At 43.8% G+C, this 18,371-nt stretch carries 15 protein-coding genes and 1 rRNA gene; 8 read left to right on the top strand and 8 right to left on the bottom strand.

Annotated features, from left to right (window positions below; translation table 11 throughout):
- Window positions 1–103: 103 nt before the first annotated feature.
- A complete protein-coding gene (glpT, locus tag Xsto_RS17350) occupies window positions 104–1,459 on the top strand; it encodes a glycerol-3-phosphate transporter (RefSeq protein ID WP_099109590.1) in 1,356 nt (451 codons plus the stop codon).
- 176 nt (window positions 1,460–1,635) lie between these two features.
- On the top strand, window positions 1,636–2,712 hold the full coding sequence (gene glpQ / locus Xsto_RS17345; protein WP_099125880.1) for a glycerophosphodiester phosphodiesterase: 1,077 nt from the start codon (window positions 1,636–1,638) through the stop codon (window positions 2,710–2,712).
- Between the two features lie 50 nt (window positions 2,713–2,762).
- Here the strand turns inward: glpQ and epmA are convergent, their stop codons facing one another.
- A complete protein-coding gene (gene epmA, locus Xsto_RS17340) occupies window positions 2,763–3,740 on the bottom strand; it encodes an elongation factor P--(R)-beta-lysine ligase (RefSeq protein ID WP_099109588.1) in 978 nt (325 codons plus the stop codon).
- Window positions 3,741–4,042: 302 nt separating this feature from the next.
- Window positions 4,043–4,465 (bottom strand): fascin domain-containing protein, encoded by a 423-nt coding sequence (locus Xsto_RS17335; RefSeq protein ID WP_099109587.1) that lies wholly within the window; start codon window positions 4,463–4,465, stop codon window positions 4,043–4,045.
- Between the two features lie 694 nt (window positions 4,466–5,159).
- Here Xsto_RS17335 and frdA point away from each other — a divergent pair.
- Genes frdA through frdD form a run of 4 tightly spaced genes read left to right on the top strand, consistent with a single transcriptional unit; the run spans window position 5,160 to window position 8,460 of the window.
- Entirely contained in the window at window positions 5,160–6,956 is a 1,797-nt protein-coding gene (gene frdA / locus Xsto_RS17330; RefSeq protein WP_099125883.1) for a fumarate reductase (quinol) flavoprotein subunit, read from the top strand.
- Complete coding sequence (locus Xsto_RS17325) at window positions 6,949–7,683, top strand: succinate dehydrogenase/fumarate reductase iron-sulfur subunit (RefSeq protein WP_099122759.1); 735 nt, start codon at window positions 6,949–6,951, stop codon at window positions 7,681–7,683. Before frdA ends, Xsto_RS17325 begins: the two co-directional genes overlap by 8 nt.
- 14 nt (window positions 7,684–7,697) lie before the next feature.
- Window positions 7,698–8,090, top strand: coding sequence for a fumarate reductase subunit FrdC (gene frdC / locus Xsto_RS17320; RefSeq protein ID WP_099109585.1), 393 nt, complete (start codon window positions 7,698–7,700; stop codon window positions 8,088–8,090).
- Window positions 8,091–8,103: 13 nt separating this feature from the next.
- Window positions 8,104–8,460 (top strand): fumarate reductase subunit FrdD, encoded by a 357-nt coding sequence (gene frdD / locus Xsto_RS17315; protein WP_169926674.1) that lies wholly within the window; start codon window positions 8,104–8,106, stop codon window positions 8,458–8,460.
- 182 nt (window positions 8,461–8,642) lie between these two features.
- On the opposite strand, the gene Xsto_RS17310 is transcribed toward frdD, so the two are convergent.
- Entirely contained in the window at window positions 8,643–9,653 is a 1,011-nt protein-coding gene (locus Xsto_RS17310; protein ID WP_099125878.1) for an aldo/keto reductase, read from the bottom strand.
- A 148-nt stretch (window positions 9,654–9,801) separates the two neighbouring features.
- Between Xsto_RS17310 and Xsto_RS17305 the strand changes: the two genes are divergently transcribed.
- Window positions 9,802–10,713, top strand: coding sequence for a LysR substrate-binding domain-containing protein (locus Xsto_RS17305; protein WP_099125877.1), 912 nt, complete (start codon window positions 9,802–9,804; stop codon window positions 10,711–10,713).
- Window positions 10,714–10,822: 109 nt separating this feature from the next.
- Here the strand turns inward: Xsto_RS17305 and Xsto_RS17300 are convergent, their stop codons facing one another.
- The 4 genes from Xsto_RS17300 to Xsto_RS17285 form a co-directional block, all read right to left on the bottom strand.
- A complete protein-coding gene (locus tag Xsto_RS17300) occupies window positions 10,823–12,883 on the bottom strand; it encodes a TonB-dependent receptor domain-containing protein (protein WP_099125876.1) in 2,061 nt (686 codons plus the stop codon).
- A 226-nt stretch (window positions 12,884–13,109) separates the two neighbouring features.
- Window positions 13,110–14,882 (bottom strand): ATP-binding protein, encoded by a 1,773-nt coding sequence (locus tag Xsto_RS17295; protein WP_211284342.1) that lies wholly within the window; start codon window positions 14,880–14,882, stop codon window positions 13,110–13,112.
- Complete coding sequence (locus Xsto_RS17290; protein ID WP_099109582.1) at window positions 14,879–16,477, bottom strand: 5-oxoprolinase subunit B/C family protein; 1,599 nt, start codon at window positions 16,475–16,477, stop codon at window positions 14,879–14,881. The genes Xsto_RS17295 and Xsto_RS17290 overlap by 4 nt, the downstream gene beginning before the upstream one ends.
- Before the next feature lie 31 nt (window positions 16,478–16,508).
- The gene (locus tag Xsto_RS17285; protein ID WP_099125875.1) at window positions 16,509–17,276 is read right to left on the bottom strand and encodes a LamB/YcsF family protein; all 768 of its coding nucleotides are present in this window, start codon (window positions 17,274–17,276) and stop codon (window positions 16,509–16,511) included.
- A 278-nt stretch (window positions 17,277–17,554) separates the two neighbouring features.
- Here Xsto_RS17285 and Xsto_RS17280 point away from each other — a divergent pair, with 278 nt between their 5' ends.
- Entirely contained in the window at window positions 17,555–18,217 is a 663-nt protein-coding gene (locus tag Xsto_RS17280; protein WP_099125874.1) for a GntR family transcriptional regulator, read from the top strand.
- Between the two features lie 59 nt (window positions 18,218–18,276).
- Here Xsto_RS17280 and rrf read toward each other — a convergent pair.
- Window positions 18,277–18,371, bottom strand: a 5S ribosomal RNA gene (gene rrf, locus Xsto_RS17275); the annotation flags it as partial.

Here is an 18,371-nt window from a genome sequence, read left to right as displayed (position 1 = left end):
CTTTCTTTCGATATAGAAAAAAATAAATTGAAACTTTCGTTTACTGCTGGTCACTACTAAACAGTGGTGATTCGCTCATACTAAAAGTCATGTGGAGACAAACATGTTAAGTATATTCAGACCGGCGCCTCACAAAGCCCGGCTGCCTGCGCAAGAAGTAGATCCACTCTATCGTCGCTTGCGCTGGCAAATTTTTATGGGGATTTTCTTTGGCTATGCTGCTTATTATCTGGTAAGGAAAAACTTTGCGTTGGCAATGCCATATCTGGTGGAACAAGGCTTTTCCAGAGGAGATCTGGGTTTTGCTCTGTCAGGGATCTCAATCGCATACGGCTTCTCAAAATTCATTATGGGTTCCGTTTCCGACCGTTCTAATCCCCGGGTTTTCTTGCCAGCCGGCCTGATACTTGCGGCAGCCGTAATGCTGTTCATGGGCTTTGTACCGTGGGCAACGTCAAGCATTGCGGTCATGTTTGTCCTACTGTTCCTGTGTGGCTGGTTCCAGGGTATGGGATGGCCTCCTTGCGGCCGTACCATGGTTCACTGGTGGTCACAAAAAGAGCGTGGCGGGATCGTTTCTATCTGGAACTGCGCACATAACGTTGGCGGTGGATTGCCTCCATTACTGTTCCTCCTCGGTATGGCATGGTTCAATGACTGGAAAGCCGCGCTTTATATGCCAGCATTCGCTGCCATTCTGGTTGCCCTGATCATCTTCGCTCTGATGCGTGACACCCCACAATCCTGTGGCTTACCACCAATCGAAGAATATAAAAACGACTATCCACCTGACTACACGGAAAACGATGAAAAAGAACTGACTGCAAAAGAGATTTTCATGCAGTACGTTCTACCTAACAAACTGCTGTGGATGATCGCCATTGCTAACGTATTCGTTTACTTACTCCGCTACGGTATCCTTGACTGGTCACCAACTTATCTGAGAGAAGTTAAACACTTCGCACTGGATAAATCTTCCTGGGCCTACTTCCTGTATGAATATGCGGGTATCCCTGGTACGCTGCTGTGTGGCTGGATGTCGGACAAAGTATTTAAAGGCAACCGTGGTGCTACCGGTGTGTTCTTTATGACGCTCGTCACTATCGCTACGATAGTCTTCTGGATGAACCCGGCCGGTAATCCGAATGTTGATATGATCTGTATGTTGGTGATCGGCTTCCTGATTTATGGCCCTGTTATGTTGATCGGCCTGCATGCTCTTGAGCTGGCACCGAAGAAAGCAGCAGGTACTGCGGCTGGCTTTACTGGTCTGTTTGGCTACCTCGGTGGCTCGGTAGCTGCCAGTGCGATTGTTGGCTATACCGTTGATTTCACCGGTTGGGATGGCGGCTTTATGGTCATGGTTGGCGGCAGCATTCTGTCTGTTATTCTACTGTTGTTTGTTATGCTGCATGAAAACAAACATAAGCAGGAAATGGCACAAGCACATAGCAGCTAATCAATAGGCTGTTTTTAATAGAGCCATTCCCGTGTCGCCACTGTTGAACGAAATGAAACAGTGGCGACAATAATACAGTAACACTGCGTTCCCTCTTATATTCAGTATTCTAAGTTCATATAAAACACCATTTAATTACCCAAATACACCTTCATTACCACAAGTGGAGAACCCCAATGCACACCCCCGTTAAAACAATTATGGCCGGTCTTCTGTTAGCTTCATCAATGTCAGGTATTGCACATGCAGCGGATAAAATTGTTATCGCGCATCGAGGAGCAAGCGGCTACCTGCCTGAACATACCCTTCCTGCCAAAGCGATGGCTTTTGCTCAGGGCGCGGATTATCTTGAACAAGATCTGGTGATGACTAAGGATAATGAACTGGTCGTTCTGCATGACCATTATCTTGATCGCGTCACTGATGTCGCTGAGCGTTTTCCAAACCGCGCCCGTGCCGATGGTCGTTACTATGCCATTGACTTTACCCTGCCAGAAATTAAGTCACTGAAATTTACTGAGGGGTTTGATATCAAGGATGGCAAAAAAGTACAAAGCTATCCCGGTCGCTTTCCAATGGGAAAATCAGATTTTCGCATCCACACTTTTCAGGAAGAGCTGGAATTTATTCAGGGTATGAACAAATCCACCGGAAAGAATGTTGGTATCTATCCTGAGATTAAAGCACCGTGGTTCCATCGTCAGGAAGGCAAAGACATCACAGCAAAAGTGTTGGAAGTACTGAAACAGTACGGTTACACCAAAAAGAGCGATAAAGTTTATCTGCAATGTTTTGATGCCAATGAGTTGAAACGTATTAAAAATGATCTGGAACCAAAATTGGGGATGGATCTGAAACTGGTGCAACTGATTGCTTACACCGACTGGAATGAAACCTACGAACAGAAAATCGATGGAACATGGCATAACTATAGTTATGACTGGATGTTTAAACCGGGTGCCATGAAAGAAGTGGCAAAATATGCTGATGGCATTGGCCCGGATTACCACATGCTGGTCGCCAATGACTCTACCCCAAATAACATTAAATTAACTGGTATGGTAAAAGAAGCTCACGCCAGCCATATGGTGGTACATCCGTATACTATCCGTATTGACCAGTTGCCCAAGTATGCCACCAGCGGAAATCAATTGTTTGATATCGTCTTCGATAAAGCCAATGTCGATGGTGCATTCACCGATTTCCCTGATTTAGCGGTGAAATTCCTCGAAGAACATCACGAACATAAGTAATTGACTCTTTATTCATTTAATACCCCCGCCGCAAGTGGCGGGGTATTAAATCAGGAAATACCCACCGGAAAGGCTATAACCTCACTGATTCGCTCCGCGCCCAGAGCCAGCATAATCAGGCGATCAACCCCCAATGCCACACCAGCACATTCCGGCATACCATAAGCCAGAGCTTCAAGCAGATACTCATCTATCGGCTGTACAGGTAGCCCCATTGATTCACGTTTACGATTATCCTGTTCGAAACGCAGGCGCTGCTCTTTGCTGTCTGTCAGTTCACGGAAACCATTCGCCAGTTCCATGCCCTTGAAATACACTTCAAAGCGCTGAGCAACACGATGATCTTCTTTACTGATCTCTGCCAGTGCGGCCTGAGAGGCAGGGAAATGATAAATAAATGTCGGCTTTTCAATACCAATATGTGTTTCAACCCCCATGGTAAAAAGCAGTTGCAGTAAGGTATCCCGGTCTTCTTCACGATCAGCAATATTGCTGAGATCGAGTTTTGCCGCTACTTCACGCAGTTTTTCTTTGCTCGCCGTCAGGGGGTCAATATCCAGATAACGAATAAAAGCCTGCTGATAAGAAAGGGATTCGGCACTTTCGCAATCCAGAATTTGCTGTAACAGATCATCCACTTCATTCATCAAGCGGTACATATCATAGTGTGGACGATACCATTCCAACATGGTGAACTCAGGATTATGGTGGCGTCCTGCTTCTTCATTGCGGAAACTTTTTCCCATCTGATAAATGGAGCCACTGCCCGCAGCAAGTAGACGTTTCATGTGGTATTCGGGGCTGGTCATCAGATACAGGGGAAGACCATCCGCTGCACCAGGGCCGACAAACCTCGTCTGAAAGGGAACCAAATGGACGTCTGTGACAGTCGCCTGACTCATGGCGGGTGTCTCAACCTCCAACACCCCACGATCTGCGAAAAAGCGCCGTATTTCTGCCAGAATTTCTGCCCTTTTCAATAAATTAGCGATAGGGGCTGTTGGCTGCCAATCCGCGATTTCGTTCATATTCCTGTGGCTCCAAAAGAAAACAAAACGCGCAGTTTACCCGCATCACGCTCGCCAGACAAATTATTACATTGGATCCTTTGTCAATGGTCTGCTATTTATCATTTATTTCTGAACGAGTTATAAAAATAACCCATCTAGATAAAATTTCACCGAAGATAGATTAACTCTTTTCATAAACATTGTTATAAATAAACCTTAAACCTAAAGATAACTTTAAAAAATATTAATGTTATAAAAAAGTGGCCTGCTTTTGCGGCCACTATATTTACACGCTTATTATTTTCAGTCCGTAATGCAAATTATTCAATTAATGTCACAACGCGAAATTTACAATACACATCTAAATTAACTTTGTCAGGCTTAATATAATCAATACCGCCAACTGTTACTCGGCTAAGATATTTACCTGTATCAGCTTTCAGTGCAATCATATTACAACCAACATCTTCAATCATAAAAGTTGAATAAATGTCTACCGTTGGTTTAATAGATTCAATAAAATCACTACTTGAACGGGTTACTCTACTGAGATAAAGTTTATTATCTCCGATAAGAGCAATTTTATTAAGGTTATTTGGATCAAGATAAACAATGGTAAACCGACAATATTCATCTATAGATGATTTTACAGCTTCAATATATTGAATTCCATTTCTATCAACTCTACTTAAATAAAGATTGTTATCCGCTTGTAATGCGATAGTTATTTTTCTAAGTGCCATGATAGGCTCCTAATTATAAAATTTATTTATCACAAAAACATATCGCTATATATTACAACTTAAAATCAGGAACGAAATACAATACATCCACCAGACAACATACATCATTTAACTAAAACATAAAATAACAAAATATATAAACCATCAATTAATAACATAAAGAATTAATTATAAATTTTTTGCAATCCCATATCTCCATTATAAATAAATAGAGTGTATAAATTACCAAAAGAATAGAAATGACCTTCAAGTAAACATTAAAAAAATAAAGAAATTACATTAAATAAAAATTCAAACTTCATTATTTATTGATAAGAGACCCCGATATCGCGTTAATTTAATGAATTTAAGCCTCAAGATAAGACAAATAATATCGATTAACTTAACAACACATTAATAAAAAATGCCCGGATGAATGGAAAACTTGTTTTAGATCAATTTTTATTGATACTAATTCTGCCAAATCAGCGTTCATATCAAGTTTACTTCCTCCGTCATCCGTTATAATCATATCAGATAAAAAATAACAGACAGTGCTCCTAACTCGTTAAGGTACAAGAAATTTACTTACAACACTCAGTCGGACAAGAAAAAATACCTCTGCAAAGTAGCAAGGTCACAAATGACGAGTGATAACGCATTAGGCTTTCTGGCTGAAGTTTATTCATTTCACTTGAAACAATGGAGAAGCACAGTGCAAACCTTCAATGCTGATCTAGCAATTATCGGAGCCGGTGGTGCAGGTCTACGGGCCGCCATTGCTGCGGCTGAAGCCAATCCCCAACTCAAGATTGCCCTGATTTCGAAAGTGTACCCTATGCGCAGCCACACCGTCGCCGCAGAGGGTGGGTCAGCCGCAGTCACTCAGTCTCATGATTCCTATGACTTTCATTTCAATGACACAGTATCCGGCGGAGACTGGCTGTGTGAGCAGGATGTGGTTGAGTATTTTGTCAAACACTGTCCGACTGAGATGACCCAGCTGGAGCAATGGGGTTGCCCGTGGAGCCGCAAAGAAGATGGCTCCGTGAATGTGCGTCGTTTCGGTGGCATGAAAATTGAGCGCACATGGTTTGCCGCGGATAAGACCGGCTTCCATATGCTGCATACACTGTTTCAAACCTCACTCAAATATCCACAAATTCAGCGTTTCGATGAACATTTTGTCCTCGATATTCTGGTTGATGAAGGCCGTGCCCGTGGCCTGGTTGCCCTGAATATGATGGAAGGCAGTAAAGTTCAGATTCGCGCAAATGCAGTCATTATGGCTACCGGTGGTGCAGGCCGTGTTTATCGTTACAATACGAACGGCGGCATCGTCACCGGTGATGGCATGGGTATGGCTTTCCGGCATGGTGTTCCACTACGCGATATGGAGTTTGTGCAATATCACCCAACCGGCCTGCCGGGTTCCGGCATTCTGATGACTGAAGGCTGTCGGGGTGAAGGCGGGATTCTGGTGAATAAAGATGGCTATCGCTATCTACAGGATTATGGTTTAGGGCCCGAAACGCCACTCGGTCACCCTGAAAATAAATATATGGAACTGGGACCACGCGATAAAGTTTCGCAGGCATTCTGGCATGAATGGCGGGCAGGACGAACTATTACAACGCCGCGCGGTGACGTTGTACATCTGGATCTGCGTCATTTGGGTGAGAAGAAATTACTGGAACGTCTACCGTTCATCTGTGAACTGGCGAAAGCCTACGTTGGTGTTGATCCGGTCAAGGAGCCTATCCCTGTTCGTCCGACAGCGCATTACACTATGGGCGGAATCGAAACCAATCAACAATGTGAGACCCGTATCAAAGGGCTGTTTGCTATTGGTGAATGTTCTTCTGTCGGCCTACATGGCGCAAACCGTCTTGGCTCTAACTCACTGGCAGAACTTGTCGTCTTTGGTCGTCTGGCGGGTGAAGAAGCTGCCAAATGTGCTCAGGAAGCTCCTCCCGCCAATGAAAATGCACTGGCTGCACAGGTTCACGATATTGAGGCTAAACTCAATAAATTGCTGAATCAACGAGGCGAAGAAAGCTGGGCAAAAATTCGTGATGAGCTTGGAACGGCAATGGAAGAAGGTTGTGGTATTTATCGCACCCCTGAATTGATGCAAAAGACGATTGATAAGATCGCAGAGCTGAAAGAGCGCTTCAAGCATATCCAAATCAGTGACCGCTCCAGTGTATTCAATACTGACCTTCTCTATACCATAGAACTGGGATTTGGGCTGGATGTGGCGGAATGTATGGCTCACTCCGCGATGAATCGCAAAGAATCCCGCGGTGCCCACCAGCGCCTTGATGAAGGCTGTACCGAACGTGATGATGAGAACTTCCTGAAACATACACTGGCTTTCTACAACCCTGAAGGCGCGCCACATCTGGAATACAGTGATGTGAAGATCACTAAATCCCAGCCCGCAAAACGGGTTTATGGTGGGGAAGCCGCGGCACAAGAGAAAAAACAGAAGGAGCAGGCGAATGACTGAGATGAAAAACCTGAAAATGGAAGTCATGCGCTATAACCCGGAAACCGATGATGCGCCTTATTTCACAACATACGATGTCCCTTATGATGACCAGACTTCGCTGTTGGATGCATTAGGCTATATTAAGGATAATCTGGCTCCTGACCTGTCTTATCGCTGGTCCTGCCGGATGGCAATCTGCGGCTCCTGCGGCATGATGGTCAACCGCGTACCAAAGTTGGCCTGTAAGACTTTTCTGCGCGACTACCAGCACGGGCTGAAAGTGGAAGCCTTAGGGAATTTCCCCATAGAGCGGGATTTGGTGGTGGATATGACTCACTTTATCGAAAGTCTGGAAGCCATCAAGCCCTACATTATCGGTAATGACCGTAAACCTTCTGATGGCCCGAATGTGCAAACTCCGGCACAGATGGCGAAGTATCATCAGTTCTCCGGTTGTATCAACTGTGGCCTATGCTACGCAGCCTGCCCTCAGTTCGGCCTGAATCCTGAGTTTATCGGCCCTGCTGCCGTCACGCTGGCACACCGCTATAACCTTGATAACCGTGATCATGGTAAGAAAGAGCGTATGCCACAAATCAACAGCGATAATGGTGTCTGGTCCTGTACTTTTGTCGGTTATTGTTCTGAAGTTTGCCCGAAACATGTCGATCCGGCAGGAGCAATTCAGCAAAGCAAGGCAGAAAGTGCAAAAGATTTCATTATCTCCATGCTGAAACCACAATAAGGGAGGTGAAAGTCATGACAACAAAACGTAAGCCTTATACCCGTGGCATGGAGCCTACTTGGTGGCAGAAATTAGGTTTTTATCGTTTCTATATGCTGCGTGAAGGAACTTCTGTTCCTACTGTCTGGTTCAGTATTTTGGTGCTTTATGGGCTGTTTGCCCTGAAAGCCGGCCCTGAAAGCTGGGGGGGTTTTGTCTCTTTTCTACAAAACCCACTGGTATTGCTGATCAATATCATCACCTTGCTGGCAGCATTATTACATACCAAAACCTGGTTTGAACTGGCGCCCAAGGCACTCAATATCATTGTCAAAAATGAAAAAATGGCACCGGGACCCATTATCAAATTATTGTGGACTTTCACTATTATTGCGACTGCCGTGATCCTTGGCATAGCGCTAATCTGACCCCAAGGAGGATCTGATGAATCAAGTACCAAAACGTTCCGATGAACCTATTTTCTGGGGATTGTTTGGCGCTGGCGGTATGTGGAGTGCTATTGTCGGGCCAGTCATTGTCCTGCTATTAGGCATTTTACTGCCATTAGGATTAGCTCCTGAGGCACTTTCCTACGAACGTATTCTGACTTTCTGCCAGAGCTTTATTGGGCGTGTTTTCTTATTGCTGATGATAAGTCTGCCACTTTGGTGCGGATTACACCGCATACATCATGCTATGCATGATCTGAAAATTCATGTTCCTGCCGGTAAATGGGTGTTTTATGGCGCAGCCGCAATTCTGACTGTTGTGGCTCTGATTGGTGTTTTTACGCTGTAGTTAACCCGAGCTTCACTTAAAAGAAGTGAACTAAAGTGCCTGAGGCACGATTAAATTTTTTGCTAAAGAAAACAAAATCGTGGAGATCCTCAGGCATGTATAATTTAGAATAACTTTATTGTTCCGTCGATGAATTTTGCCAAAAATTTATCCCTCTCTGGCATCAACAACTCATTGAGCGATTAACGAATTGGCAATGGTGCGTTAACAGCAACCAAGCCTTGGCGCTGCATTTCTAACCAGAAATCAGCCGGGACTGTAGCGGTTAATGCTGCTAAGTCTTCAGCCATACGACCTAGACGACTTGAACCAGGGATAACCGCTGCTACTGCTGGGTTAGCTAGTGAAAACTGTAATGCAGCGGCTTTAACATCAACATTAAATTGCTTAGCAATTTGATAAATCTTCGCGACTTGTTGATGAATAGCTGGGGAAGATTTTTGATATTCAAAATGCGCGCCCCCTACCAATACGCCTGAGCTGTATGGGCCGCCAACAACGATATCAACATTATGCTCTAACGCTTCTGGCATCAGTCGTTGTAGTGCACGGCTGTGATCTAATAAGCTATAACGGCCTGCCAATAAGAATGCATCTGGTTTTGGCTCATCTAAGCCCAGTGTTAATTCACAAGGTTCAACACGGTTAACACCTAGCCCCCAAGCTTTGATCACGCCTTCTTCACGCAGGCGGGTTAAGGCACGGAATGCACCAGTGCGTGCGGTGTTAAAATGCTCTAACCAACTATCTCCGTAAAAATCTTGTGAAGGATCGTGGATCCACACGATATCAATACGGTCTGTTTTCAAACGTTTCAGACTATCTTCAATAGAGCGCAGTGTCGCATCTTCAGAGTAGTCATTAAGAATTTTGTTTTTCAAACCGTGTTCAAAAAGACCGCCTTTTTCCCCGAAATCACGATTTGCAGGATCTTCCATCTCATCTAACATGATGCGACCCACTTTGGTACTCAACACATAATCATCACGTGAATACTGAGACAGGACTTCACCCATACGGATTTCAGATAAACCAGAACCGTACAGCGGCGCGGTATCAAAATAACGAATCCCTAGATTCCATACTTCGTGTACGATTGCAATCGCTTCGTCATCCGGAATTGCTCTAAACATGTTACCTAATGGCGCTCCGCCAAAACCAATTTGGCTAGGAAGTAATTTTCTAATACTCATATTGTAATTCCTTAATAAATTAGCTTGTTATCAGCAAAATAATGTTTCAGGAGAGTGAACCATCCTGTCATGGAACAAATAGTAGGTTGATTTTTTATGACATGAAAGGACATAATTAGTCTAAGTTAAGACATTAAAGGCAATAATCATGATTGACCTGCGCCAACTCAACTACTTCGTTGTTGTAGCAGAAGAGGAACATGTCGGGCGTGCAGCAAAGCGCCTACATATTTCACAATCCCCATTAAGCCGGCAAATTTCTCAATTAGAAGAAAGACTCGGATTAATGTTGTTCGAACGAAGCCAGCAACGAATTCGCTTAACGTCTGATGGACAAACATTTTTGACTGAAGCGCGCTCACTCCTTACTCACGCCAAACGCCTGGAGTCATTAGGCCGCCGCTTAGGTCGAGGAGAAGATGGTGGACTGTGTGTCGGCTACATTGAAAATGCAATGCACTCAGGCATACTGCCAATTTCATTAAGTGTGTTAAGGGATTCACACCCAGATGTTCATATTGCGTTGTATAACCAAACGCCAGAACGCCAGTTAGAAGGGCTGCGCCAACGGAGCCTTGATTTTGCGATGGTTGATACTCCACCAGAAGGAAAAGAGAGTGAATTAGAATATCAACAAGTATTGAATGACCGCATGTTAGTGGCGGTTCCTCATCATCACCCTTTAGCAACAAAAGAGCACATTATCCCTAATGATTTAACGGCACAACAATGGATCTCAGTCTTACACAACAATGATAATTCGCACTCACGGGATGATTTTGTTGCCGCCTGTGTGAAAGCAGGGTTTCGACCAGATATTCGTTTAGAAGCAGAAGAACCGTTAACAGCGTTAGGCCTTGTTGCCGCAGGCCTTGGCGTGACATTGATACAAAATAGTTTGCGCTATAACTTGCCTAAAGGGGCTATTTTACGCGAGGTGCCTTGGATGAATATTACCACCCAGCTTTGGGCTGTATGGCACAAAGCAAATTTACGTCCATTAGTTGTCTATTTTAGAGAGCTTTTAAATCAAATTGAGAATGAAAAAATAACGAGCTAATCGTTGTATAGAGCGCATATCGCATCTAAAAGTTAATATATTACTCATTTCAGTACGGTAATAATAAATTATTACCGTACTGCTTTTACTAAAAGTTACAGCTCGTTTCTTAGAACTTATAAGAAACCGTTGCTTTATAAGCTCGGCCTTTCTCTTCCTGGCCTTTATAGGTATTCAAATAGTAAGACTGTTCGTTGTAACGCTTGTCGAAGATATTATCGATACCAAACTGGAGTTCTGCGTTTTGAAATACGCCTGAGGTCGGTGCCCAGGAAATATGCATATCACTAACGCCAAAGCCCGCTTTATGAATATTTACAACCTTGCCATCATCTGTCCCATTCGCATTTGTTGAGCGGACAAATCGGGAATTCCAGCCAAGTTCAATATCAGTTTTATCAAATAGATAGCTTCCACCAACAGTGAAAGAATCACCAATGGACGGGGTAAACTCTAATCTTGAGTCAAACAACGCGCTACCCTGAACAATTTTGTTATTTGCTTTGGCGTAAGTCGCTCTCAAAGACCAGTTATCCAGTTTATATTTAGTCGCTAGTTCAAACCCTTCCAGTCTGGATTTAGGGATATTATTAAGCGAACTTTTTGCTAACGTGGTAGCCAGATTTTTGAAATTGGTCTGGAATACTTTACCAGTCACAGTAAATGAATCATTTTCAGCAAAAACAGACGGATAAGTACCACCAACACCCGTTTCCAGATTGTAACCCGTTGTCGCTTTTAAGTTAGCATTGTGGTTACTCGGGCCCATGCCGATCTCTTTACCCAACGGACCTCTGAAGAGTTCAGTATAATTAGCAAACAATGTCGTTGATGCGCCCAGTTCGTATTTCAGACCCAACGCTTTTGAGAAATGAGCATAGGTTCTTTCAAAAGGCTCACTCTTTTTATTAATAGTATTGTATTTATAATGATCCCATCTTACGCCAGGAATGAAATGAAAATCAGCAAACTGAATATCATCCTCTAAATAAACAGAAGACGATTTTCCTGTTTCTACCACTTTGTTATATGTATTTCTTGCTGCCTCTGTATACGCCATTCTGGTATCGAAATACTCATAGCCATAAGTGAAAGCATGGGCCAGCTGATAAGTATCAAAACTAGAAACGTTACGCGCTCTGATACCCTGAGTTTCGGTAATCGTGTCAAAGCCTTTGCCCGGACCACCGACTTCCTTCATATGATTGAAATTTTGTTCTGTGTGATAAGCAGAGATTTTCAGATCAATGAGGTCATTACCAACCGGTACATATCGGTAAGCAATATTATAAGCCTCACGCTCTGAAGCGTATTTCCCTTTTCTCCCTTTATTCACATCAGGACCAAAGTTCAATCTGAAATTAGTGTCTGCATCATTCTTATAATGTTCTTTTGAGACATTGATATACTGCTCATCAGTCAGATTGAATTTAGCTTTTAATAAATAGTTGATCAGCTTCCCATCAGTAGGAATGGATTCTTGCCCGGCTTTATCTCTGCCCGTTTTAGCATCACTCATATTGCGATGGTTAAAATAGCCCAATAAATCTACAGCACCAATTCTTCCATAAGCGGCCAAAGACTTCTGAAATTCAGAGCCATTACTGACATAGCTTAATTTTCCTTTTGCGCCAAATAAGCGACCCGGTGCTAATAAATCACCAGCATCAACAGTTTCAAATTTTAATGAACCTACTAATGCTCCGGTATCATAGGTAATACTGTTCGTACCCACATTGATATCAATTTGCTTCAGCATTTCAGGATCAATACCGTAGCTTCCTGCATGGTGAAAGTGATAGCCTTCCTGTCTTGCGCCATCAATCGTCACATTGATAAATTGGTCATCCATACCACGGATTTTAAAGCGCTGCCCTAAAGCGCTAGGGTGCCCGGCTTGTACGCCCGGCACATTTTTTAATACTTCACCGACACTTTGCGCTTGTCTAACTTTAATTTCGTTGCGACTGACTTTTCCACTGTCCTGTTCTGAACTGTTACCCGCAATAACAACAAGTGTATCGCCTGTTGAGGCTGATTTTCTGGTTGATTCTTCGGTATGTGCCACTGCGTTAGTAGAAATAGCGATGGTCAACATAGATGCTGACATCAAAGGAACACACAAACCACTTTTAGCCATGCTTGCGTAAATTTTGGTAGTTTTAGACATTTATTTTTTAGTTAAAATATTATTGAGAAGCATTATTATTTACATTCATAAAAGAAATGTAAATAACATTAAGTGATTATCGTCATATTTTACTATTTGGGTTAGGTGGGAAGGTGCCATCCAACACAGCGATACTAAGAAGAGGCTGATTCCACAAAAGCAGATTTACTAGAGGGATATAAATTTAGAATCAATTTATACCCCTTTGATTTTTCAAATGATCAGGCTATTCAATGTTCGCCAGAATGCTTTCTGCATCCTGATAATCACCTTCCTGAGCACGGAAGGTGATTTTCCCTGAGCGATGTGCATTGATCTGTACTTCCATTTTCATAGCTTCCATGATGGCAATCACATCACCTTCACTGACTTGCTCTCCCTCCTGTACTAGCCACGCATGCAGGATACCGGATATGGGGGCTTTTACCTGATGAGGGTCTTCCGGGATTTGTTGGACTACTGGCGAAGAAGGTTGTGGCTCACCAACAGGCACTAAAGGTGTTACTCCTGCCAATAAATCCGCTGGCAATCCCATTTCATGCCGACGACCATCAATCTCAATAAATGTGCGGATAATGCCTTTGCTTTCAGCCAGATCCTGACGGGGTAAAGCGGCCAGTTGATTGGCAAATTCTGTCTCAATCCAACGGGTATGGACGTTGAAAGTATCCTCTGATAGAAAATCAGGATGTTCAATCACCGCCTGATGAAAAGGCAAAACTGATGCGACGCCACTGATTTTAAATTCTCGTAAGGCCCGACGCGCACGGGCAAGAGCCTGTGCACGCGTTGCGCCTGTGACAATCAGTTTTGCCATCAACGAATCAAAGGTTGTCGGAATGACAGAGCCATTGATTACGCCTGAATCTAAACGAATACCGGGGCCAGAAGGTGGGGTAAATTCGGTCAGAGCGCCAGATGCAGGCAAAAAGCCTTTTCCGGCATCTTCCGCATTGATACGAAACTCGAACGAATGCCCGCGAGAAATAGGGATTTCCTGAATGATTAATGGGTAGCCTTCTGCGATCCTCAATTGCTCAATAACTAAATCAATTCCGGTTGTTTCTTCCGTCACAGGATGTTCAACCTGTAAACGGGTATTCACTTCCAGAAAGGAGAGTGTTCCATCAACACTCAGCAAAAATTCAACAGTTCCTGCTCCGACGTAATTAGCTTCTGCACAAATCGCTTTTGCCGACTGATGAATGCGCTCCCGTTGTTGCTGAGTCAAAAAAGGTGCCGGGGCTTCTTCTATCAGTTTCTGATTCCGCCGCTGCAAGGAGCAATCACGGGTTCCTAAAACAACGACATTTCCGTGTTTGTCTGCGATTATCTGTGCCTCAATATGACGGGGCTTATCCAGAAATTGTTCAATAAAACATTCGCCACGACCAAATGCAGCTGTCGCCTCACGTACCGCAGAGTGATACAACTCCTCAACTTCATCATGACGCCATGCTACTTTTAACCCACGGCCCCCGCCGCCAAATGCAGCTTTAATCGCTATCGGTAAACCATGCTTTTCAGCAAAAGTGATAACTTCCTGCGCATTTTTAACCGGCTCTGTCGTTCCCATGACTAACGGTGCTCCAACTTTCTGAGCAATTTGGCGGGCTTTAACTTTATTCCCCAACTCATCAATCGTATCGGGTTCCGGGCCAATCCAAATTAAACCTGCTTCAATAACAGCGCGGGCAAATTCAGCCCGTTCAGATAAAAAACCATAGCCGGGATGTACCATCGTAGCCTGCGCTTGCTTTGCAATATCCAACAAACGAGGAATATTGAGATAGGTTTCTGCCGGGCTATTCCCTGCCAGTGAATAGGCTTCATCCGCCAGTTGCACATGCAATGCGTTGACATCTGTATCAGCATAAACAGCAATAGTCCGTATGCCATAATCACGACAGGCACGGATAATACGAACGGCAATTTCCCCACGATTGGCGATTAAGACTTTTTTTGTGTTTTTATTAATACTGTGCACGGTGGTATTCATTGCAGCTCTTCACTCCCCTGAATGTCATGAAACTGATTAATGGGATTAAATCTAATTTTGGCATTGATCGGAATCTGACCAGCAAGATCAAGATGATAATCAGCCACCGAAGCAATAACGGGGTATCCACCTGTCACGGGATGATCCGCCAGAAAGAGAACGGGTTGCCCGCTGGCGGGAATTTGTATCGCACCAAAACTGGTTCCTTCGCTTGGCAGCTCTTCATTCTTAATTCGAGACAACGGGCAATCGCCCTTTAATCTCAAACCAATCCGGTTCGATTGTGGCGTAACCTGCCAGATTTGATTTCGTAATAACTCGACGGATTCCTGAGTGAACCAGTCAGTTCTGGGTCCGAAAAATATATCCAGTACAACAATCTCATCTTTATTGGGCATCACGAATTCTAGGGTTTCTAAAACAGACACCGCTGAGCAATGCGAAGTCCCACCTATCGCTAAATTATCACCCGCCTTTAACGGAGCAGGGCCAATATTAGACAAAGTGTCAAATGAACAGCTCGATAGCACCTCCGAAACAATAAAACCACCTCTGGCTGCCAAGTAAGAGCGCATTCCTTCATGTGGGATACCCAATATAATTTCATCACCATCATTTAAATCAATGGGTTGATAAGTGCTGATGTGAAGCCGCTTTCCTTGTGGGGTTTTGATTTTAATCGGACATAAAGCGCCTGTTACTGAAATGACCATTTGTCCACGGGCAATGGCTTGAAATCCTCCCTGCGTAATCTCCAGACAGGCTTGATCAGAAGGGTTACCAACTATGCGATTTGCACTGCGTAAAGCACTTTTATCCATCGCACCTGATGCAGATATTCCCAGCCCTGATTTACCCAGACGCCCTAAATCCTGAAATAGTGTCTGTAATCCTGCGGACTTAATTTCTAAAATACTGGCGTTATCAACCGGAACAAACGAATCAAGAACGGGAGTTGCAGGTAAACTGACTGTCACTGTGGAGTGTTCTACGTTACGGAATCGGATACGATAACCGGGCTGCAATAACGCAGGCTCAATCCGGGATAAATCCCATATTCGTTCGGATGTCGTACCAATAAGTTGCCATCCTCCGGGACTTGCCTGCGGGTAAATGCCACTAAATTCTCCCGCCAGAGCAACTGAACCTGCCGGAATACGGGTTCTGGGCATTTTACGACGGGGAATATTCCAGGAGATGGCTTCAGATATCATGTAGGCAAATCCGGGCGCAAACCCGGTAAATGCAACGATATATTCATTATCCGTATGTTGTTGGATAACATCCCGTACCGAGATTCCGAGTATTTCCGCAACTTCCTCTAAATCTTCTCCATTGTAGCGCACCGGAATTTCAATCTGTTTTCCTTGTATATGTGAGGATTTTTGCAGATCCCGCCGTTGAATTTCTGCCACCAATTGCTCGGCTGAAATCGTCAGAGGGTGAAAGCAGATCATCACCGTTCTCGCTGCTGGGATTATCTCTTCAATTCCTGAGATTGGTTCAGCATTGAGAGAATCAAATAACGCCAGAGTTTCAGGCAAGTCACTAAGCTCAACCATGATGGTATGAAAATTAACAGGTAAAAAACGCACAGTTATCTCCTGACAATATCGACCATTCTGATTAAGAATGAATAAATGAGCGGACAGTAATTCCTGCCTGCTGCAAAATGGCTTTTACTTGATTAGCCATTTCCAGCGCACCGAAACTATCTCCATGCACACAAATAGAATCCGCCTGAATGGGGGTAAATTTGCCATCAATGGATTCTACTCCACCTTCTGTCACTAGCTGCAACATACGCTGTGCAACAAGAGTGGCATCATGCAATACAGCGCCGGTTTCACGGCGTGAAACCAGTTCTCCTTTTGCTGTATAAGCACGATCAGCAAAAGCTTCCGCAATGGTTCTCAGACCTTTTTCCTGCGCTAGCCTCAGAATATTTGAGCCAGCCAACCCCACTAAAGCAAGGCTGGAATCTACGGCCAAAATACCGTCAATGACTGCAAGTGCCTGACGTTCATCATTAGCTATCGTGTTATAGAGTGCGCCATGTGGCTTTACATAATTAACCGCCGTTCCTATAGAGGCAGCAAGCCCTTGCAGAGCACCAATCTGATAAATGACATCCGCGGTGAGTTCGTGACTGGCGAGATCCATATTACGTCGGCCAAAACCAACCAAATCTGGATAAGAGACATGAGCACCAATAACAACCTGATTTTCCTTAGCTAATTTCAAAGTTTTCAGGATCCCAGCCGGATCTCCGGCGTGAAAGCCACAGGCAACATTGGCACTACTGACAATGCCCAATATGGCTTCATCGTTACCCATCTTCCACTGACCAAAGCTCTCACCAAGATCGCTATTTAAATCGATTGTTTTCATCATAGTTGTTAAACCATAATTATAAAATTGTTGAACAATAGATAATTTCTGATGAGTTAATAATCAACTAAATTCGCTTATTATTGTGCAAAAATACAACAGCGATCACTCTATTCAAATTAACGGGAAAATTATCAGTTCAAAATAGAGCTGATTTTTATCTCAAAATTGCAGAAGATAAGCAGGAAAATAGCCGCGGCTTGCTGGTTATCCGGGAATATGTGAAGATTAAGTTTTGAACACAGAAGACACTTTTCTCAGCTATAGCCCAACGGATGACTATGAAAATAGAGAGCTCTCCCCAAATTTTGAGTAAAAAAATTGCAGAAGTAATAAGAAATAAGCTGGTGATCGGAGAATTATTACCCGGACAACGCTTATCTGAAGCAGCTCTCAGTGAACAACTCCAAATTTCCCGCAACACCTTACGGGAAGTGTTCCGTACTCTTACACAAGAAGGTTTACTAAAACACCAGCCTAATCGAGGTGTGTTTGTAGCAATACCTGATATCGCATCCATTATTGATATTTATCGGGTTCGCAGGCTGATTGAATGTCAGGCTCTTGTACAAGCATATCCCATGCATCCTAGTGTAAATAAAATGCAAGAAGCCGTCATCAGTGCCAGTCAATACAGAAATAAGCAGGAGTGGATTGGTGTAGGCACAGCCAATATGTGTTTTCACGCCGCAATTGTAGAATTGGCCGACAGTGAAAGATTAATGACCTTCTACCGGAATATTTCAGCGGAACTCCGTTTAGCGTTTGGGCTTTTAAATGACCCGGAACTGTTGTATGCGCCCTATGTCGATAAAAATAAACATATTCTGGAGCTATTAAATTCAGGCCAAACAGAATTGGCAGCACAAAAAATGGAAGATTATTTGAATCTATCAGAACGAACGGTATTAGCCGCTTACTCTCGTATAAATAATGATCAATAAATAAAAACACAAACGCAAAAAAGCCATCCGGTGAAGGATGGCTTCTCTGTCAAAGTGATGTCTGGCAGTTCCCTACTCTCACATGGGGAGACCCCACACTACCATCGGCGCTACGGCGTTTCACTGCTGAGTTCGGCATGGGGTCAGGTGGGAC

This window comes from Xenorhabdus stockiae (assembly GCF_002632825.1).
In the GTDB taxonomy this organism is placed as follows: domain Bacteria; phylum Pseudomonadota; class Gammaproteobacteria; order Enterobacterales; family Enterobacteriaceae; genus Xenorhabdus; species Xenorhabdus stockiae.
This window is presented reverse-complemented; position numbering and strand designations above follow the sequence as displayed.

Excerpts from the sequence above, each read along its gene's own strand:
- glpT (WP_099109590.1), top strand. The coding sequence starts at position 104 with ATGTTAAGTATATTCAGACCGGCGCCTCACAAAGCCCGGCTGCCTGCG.
- glpQ (WP_099125880.1), top strand. The coding sequence starts at position 1,636 with ATGCACACCCCCGTTAAAACAATTATGGCCGGTCTTCTGTTAGCTTCA.
- epmA (WP_099109588.1), bottom strand. The coding sequence starts at position 3,740 with ATGAACGAAATCGCGGATTGGCAGCCAACAGCCCCTATCGCTAATTTA.
- Xsto_RS17335 (WP_099109587.1), bottom strand. The coding sequence starts at position 4,465 with ATGGCACTTAGAAAAATAACTATCGCATTACAAGCGGATAACAATCTT.
- Xsto_RS17325 (WP_099122759.1), top strand. The coding sequence starts at position 6,949 with ATGACTGAGATGAAAAACCTGAAAATGGAAGTCATGCGCTATAACCCG.
- frdC (WP_099109585.1), top strand. The coding sequence starts at position 7,698 with ATGACAACAAAACGTAAGCCTTATACCCGTGGCATGGAGCCTACTTGG.
- Xsto_RS17310 (WP_099125878.1), bottom strand. The coding sequence starts at position 9,653 with ATGAGTATTAGAAAATTACTTCCTAGCCAAATTGGTTTTGGCGGAGCG.
- Xsto_RS17305 (WP_099125877.1), top strand. The coding sequence starts at position 9,802 with ATGATTGACCTGCGCCAACTCAACTACTTCGTTGTTGTAGCAGAAGAG.
- Xsto_RS17300 (WP_099125876.1), bottom strand. The coding sequence starts at position 12,883 with ATGTCTAAAACTACCAAAATTTACGCAAGCATGGCTAAAAGTGGTTTG.
- Xsto_RS17295 (WP_211284342.1), bottom strand. The coding sequence starts at position 14,882 with ATGAATACCACCGTGCACAGTATTAATAAAAACACAAAAAAAGTCTTA.
- Xsto_RS17285 (WP_099125875.1), bottom strand. The coding sequence starts at position 17,276 with ATGATGAAAACAATCGATTTAAATAGCGATCTTGGTGAGAGCTTTGGT.
- Xsto_RS17280 (WP_099125874.1), top strand. The coding sequence starts at position 17,555 with ATGAAAATAGAGAGCTCTCCCCAAATTTTGAGTAAAAAAATTGCAGAA.